This is a genomic window from Campylobacter sp. BCW_6464, assembly GCF_001762775.1.
Lineage (GTDB): Bacteria > Campylobacterota > Campylobacteria > Campylobacterales > Campylobacteraceae > Campylobacter_D > Campylobacter_D jejuni.
In genome coordinates this window covers 1-4,933 of record NZ_MJXM01000064.1, presented here as the reverse complement: position 1 = coordinate 4,933, position 4,933 = coordinate 1, and the positions used below count along the sequence as shown (strand labels likewise).

The 4,933-nt window shown below is 24.4% G+C and carries 5 protein-coding genes; all 5 read right to left on the bottom strand.

The window, feature by feature from the left end; genetic code table 11:
* On the bottom strand, positions 1-808 hold an 808-nt coding region (locus tag AJ885_RS10710), incomplete at its 3' end, for a hypothetical protein (protein WP_251988563.1).
* A complete protein-coding gene (locus tag AJ885_RS07540; RefSeq protein ID WP_070281027.1) occupies positions 786-2,189 on the bottom strand; it encodes a hypothetical protein in 1,404 nt (467 codons plus the stop codon). The genes AJ885_RS10710 and AJ885_RS07540, both read right to left, overlap by 23 nt.
* Positions 2,189-2,872 (bottom strand): hypothetical protein, encoded by a 684-nt coding sequence (locus AJ885_RS10565; protein WP_002819291.1) that lies wholly within the window; start codon positions 2,870-2,872, stop codon positions 2,189-2,191. The genes AJ885_RS07540 and AJ885_RS10565 overlap by 1 nt, the downstream gene beginning before the upstream one ends.
* Positions 2,873-2,953: 81 nt before the next feature.
* On the bottom strand, positions 2,954-3,355 hold the full coding sequence (locus AJ885_RS07530; RefSeq protein ID WP_044779697.1) for a hypothetical protein: 402 nt from the start codon (positions 3,353-3,355) through the stop codon (positions 2,954-2,956).
* Positions 3,356-4,646: 1,291 nt separating this feature from the next.
* Entirely contained in the window at positions 4,647-4,877 is a 231-nt protein-coding gene (locus AJ885_RS07520; protein WP_002881838.1) for a hypothetical protein, read from the bottom strand.
* Positions 4,878-4,933: the final 56 nt, after the last annotated feature.

Genomic DNA, 4,933 nt, shown 5'->3' with positions numbered 1-4,933 from the left:
ATTCTCCAAAGTAAAAAGGATTATTAGGAAGTTCATTTGATCCTGTAAGGAGAGTGGAGTTTAAAAAGATTTTTATATCTAAACTTTTAAAATCTATTTGATATTTTTCTTCTATGTCCTTTATATCCAAAACACTTCTATCTTTTGCAAAAATATCACAATGATTATCATAAATATGGATCAAATTTGACATAGAGATGAAAGAAGTATTGTTAGAATTATCTTGCAAATCTTGTAAATTTACTTTATCTAAGAATATGATTTTTATATTATTTGTCTTTAATACTATAGTATTGGTATTTTTATCATAAAATTGCTCTATGTTAAATACTTCGTTTAAAATTAAATTAACATCATTTTCCTTAGTATTAAAGCTTTGATTATTTAGATTATCTTGTAAGGAAATTTCTTTATTTAAATAGTCTTGGATATCTTTTATTTTTTCATTTCTTTTTTCTTTTAAAGTATTGATAGATTTATAAAGCCTTTTTCTAGCATCAAGATAGGTATCATTGAGCTTTTCTTTATCTAGGATGAAGATTTTTGTGAAAGTAGAATTATAGCCTATAACACTGCTATTTAAAAAAGTTTCATTATTTTCTTTATAAAATACATATTCTTTGCAAACATAAAGAGCTCTTAAAAGTGAAATATCAGATTCGATATTAATCTCATCTATATCTTTTAAATCTAAATGTTTTATATAAAAATTCTTATCTTTTTGCATTAGATTAAAAATAGCACTAACAAGACTTTTTGTTTTTTTCGTATGATGATAGTTTAGTTCATAAAGAAAAGTATTTAACATTAATATCCCTGAAAATCTCTAAAAAATTCTTCCCATCCATAAAAAAATGTAATGACGGCTCATCATCTTTAATTCTAGATTGTTTTAACAATTCTTCACATATATCTTCTATAGAAATTAAAACAAGAATCCATTTTAAAATAGTGGCTTTTTTAGCAAAACCAAAAACACTTTCTGCAGATTTTTTTGAACCATCAAATTTAAAATTAAGTTGCAACTTAAAATAATCTAATTTCAAAGCTATAATTTCATTAGGCTTTATATGCGTTCCAAACTTTTGAAATATTTCTTCAGAGTCATCTAAATCAATGGTGTATATTTTGTAAATTTCTGCATTTAGCAGCTTTGAAAATTCTTCATTCCCTTTTAATAAATTTTCTATTAAGTTTTTAAATCCTCGCGCTTGGATTGGAGTTAGTGTATAAACGCTATTATAATCTAATTCTTTGAATATCACACTAAAATCCAAAGGAGCGTTTTGTATTTGTAAATAAAGCTGAGTTGTATTTTTTTGACTCTTTATATTGTTGGGAAACAATTCTTTAACCTCATAAGGAGTATCTTCCTTAAAAGCTATAGAATTATCTTTTAAAATAATATTATTTTTAAGCTCTTGTGTTATTGGAATCAGCTTAATATTTTTTAGATTAGCATCAAAGATATTAAAATTGTATCCCAAAATTTCAATTCCATCATCAAATTTATTTCCTATATAATTTGTATATTTTGTATATTCATTTTCATATACTCCCATGGCATTATAGGTGTATAAAGCTTTAACACTTTGTGGAAAAGACAAAACAAAAAGCTGTGCCAAATATCCACCAAAACAATGTCCAGTAACAATAAGTTTATCATTACCTAAAAAATGCCTGACTTTATCATCGTAAAATTTTAATAATTGCAAATAATATTCCAGAGGAACTTGAGATCTGAAAATTTGTGCACCGGCTTTTATACTATCCCAAAAAGAAAAACTAAATTGAAAAATATCTATACCTCTAAATGCAAGAATTAATTCATTATCTTTAGTATCTTTAAAAAGCGTAGCAGAAAAGCTTGTATCATCATCTTGAATAAAGGCTAATACTTCATAGCGATTTATAAATTCATTAGCATTATCTTCGTCAAAACTAATATTATAAGTATCTAACACAAGCATAGAACTTTGGGTTATGGCTTGGAAGTATGTGGGAGAATTAATGTTATTTTCTTTTAACATTTCTATATCCTGTTTTGTATAATATTGTGTTTGATTTTTCAACCCCCATTTTTTATCTTCTTTTCCAAACATACCCTCATTTAAACCTGTAGAATAACTAGCCCAGCACATTCTAGCATATTTATAAAGTTTCATATATTTGGCTTGTTTTTCATACATTAGTAGCCTCTTTTTTCTTGTAATTCTTTATATTTTTGAATATCATAGCATATCATTTTTCTTTTGTATTTAGCAAACATACCTATGTCAAGCCAAGAGTATGTATTGTCTATTTTATATTCTTGTATTGTATTTTTGCCGTCCTTATAGTACCATAAAATAATAATTTTTTTTATTCTAAAATCTACATATTGCTCTGTTATGTTGAATAAAATATCCTTGTTTATTTTTTTATAATTATCCCAAAGACTTATAATATTTTTTGCATCATAAATAACCGCCTTAGAATCAGCCTTCTCACACAAACTCTCAAATTCTTTAAAACTACTTTGCCATTCAAGAGGTACAAAAGAGTATCCAAACCAAAGAAGCATGAATAATGGATAAGGTAAAAATAAATAAAACTTTTTAATTTTTTTATCAATATTAAAAATTTTAAAGACAAGATAAAAGACAAGCTTTAAAAATAAATATACCCATATAGTAGAAAGTATAAACAAGCTAATCCATCCAAAGAAAGGAAAAGGGAAAAAGGTTAAAAGAGTTAAATAAGTAATATTATAAAAAGTTAAGATGACAAGAAAAAGATAAAATAAAGCTTGTTTTATATTTTTAAAGAATTGTTTTTTTAAATCATTTGAATTTTCTTTATTGTTAAAATAATGATAGAGCTTGTTTTTCATATATTTTTATCCCATATTACTTTGATTATTATCTTTAGTATCTTCAAACAAAATAGCACTAAAGCCACTTAAAGTGTTAGACTAATGTTTTAAAAGTTTAAATCTATTTATAAAATCAATGATTCTTTTACTAAGTGTATCATTTAACCCCACCCTACTAATATCATTATCCAATGTTATTTCTTTACTATCAAAACAAGTATTTATAAGAGAAATACAATATTTAGGTTCTATTTTAACTATTTTATTTTGTTCAAAACGAGCTTGTATAGCTCTTGCATAGGTAGAATTTTGATTATTATGTTTATCACCTAGTCTTTGGGTATCTAAATCTTTTTCTAATTCCTTTTCTTGTTTATCAATAATAACACCTGTAAAAACTGGATCTAATAAAGCATAACTAGCATCTGCACAATTAGCATAGTCTAGAAATTTAGTGATTAAGTCTAATTTAGCTTCTTGTGTTTTAATGTTTTTGCTCATTTATATCCTTACTTAAAATTATCAAAATAGCTACAAGTGAATACTTCTTCATATCTAAAATATAATCCAGAGCCCTCATCGCCTCTTAAGAATACACCATCATTTTCATATTTATATCTTATATATGTAGCAAAAGGCTTGGGCATTTTTTTATATTTTTTATCATATACTATGGTTATAATATTGCCATTTCGTTTCTCGGATTTTATCGTATCTTTTATATCATAATAAGTAAATGTTTCATTAAGTTTTTCATAATAAAAATATTCATAACCATCATCCTTAACTCGTTTTTCTATAGAAGGCTTTTTTTTGTAAAATCGCTATACAATTCCCAATAAGCTTTATTGTAAATTATTACTTTATTATCTATATCTTTACACAAGCTCTTAAACTCATAATACTGCGGATCCATATATTTATAAGAACAGCCTCCTGTTAAGAATAATAAAAGATATACAGGCAAAAGAAATAAAGTAAGTTTTTTAAATATTGTTTTAAAATTTATAGTTTTTGTTTTATTTTTTAATTTATAAAAAATTTTAAAGATAAAATATAAAATAATAGAAAATATAAAAACAAAAAAGAAAAATATAAGAATAAATATTAAAAGATTAACAAAGAATTCTAGCATTTATTAATTCCTCTTAATTTTCTCTGTTTTTTCATAAGACAATTTGTAGTGTTGGGCTGATGAAATTTAATCTCATATCTTTGAGAAAAATTTCTAGCTTGTAATTCTCTAAAATCTCCATTTAGTTTCACATAAAAAATAAAGAATCATCTATAACCAAATATCCATTATATTCATCATGTAATGCTTTAAAATAGTCCAATTTTTCTAATTCACTCTTATCTTTAAAAAATCTAGTTTTAGATATTTTAAATCCTAAAGCTTTTTGTCCTTCAGTATAAACAAAATTAAAATAACTAGCTTACACAAATTCTGTATAATCTTTTAAATTGTTGATTTATTCCTTATATTATTATTGATAAAGATTACCACAAGCGAGCCCATCCTCTATAAACTCAAAATTCATATTACCCTCATTGCCTTCTTCTAGTATTCCAATATGGACTTATATGCATATCAACAATCTTGTGTAAAGACATTTGCATATTTTTTGTTTTTAGTACAATATTATCCATCTCTATCTTTTCTTGAAAATTTGAAGGAGTTTTGAAGTATCATCGTAATATATAAAGCCACATTTCTATCCTACTATATTTTTTTACATGTCGAAAATCATCTATGCCGCCTAACTTTTTATCAAAATACCCTAGAATCTTATTATACTTTAGGAAGTTCATTTAACTTACACATATTCCTAAATTGCCAATAACTAGGCTCTAAATAATAAGAATAAGGAGTATAATAAAAGATAATTAAGCCTATACTTCCAAGAAAGACTAAAAACTTTGAAACGCTTTTTGTAGATTTAAAGATGATTTTATAAATAAATTTTAATATAAGATAAGAAAGAATAGTAGAAATTATAATAAGAAGTAATATATATGTCATGGGTTATCTCCTTAGATTCTCTATTTTATTAAAATTAAGATGTAATTTTGTGGTTT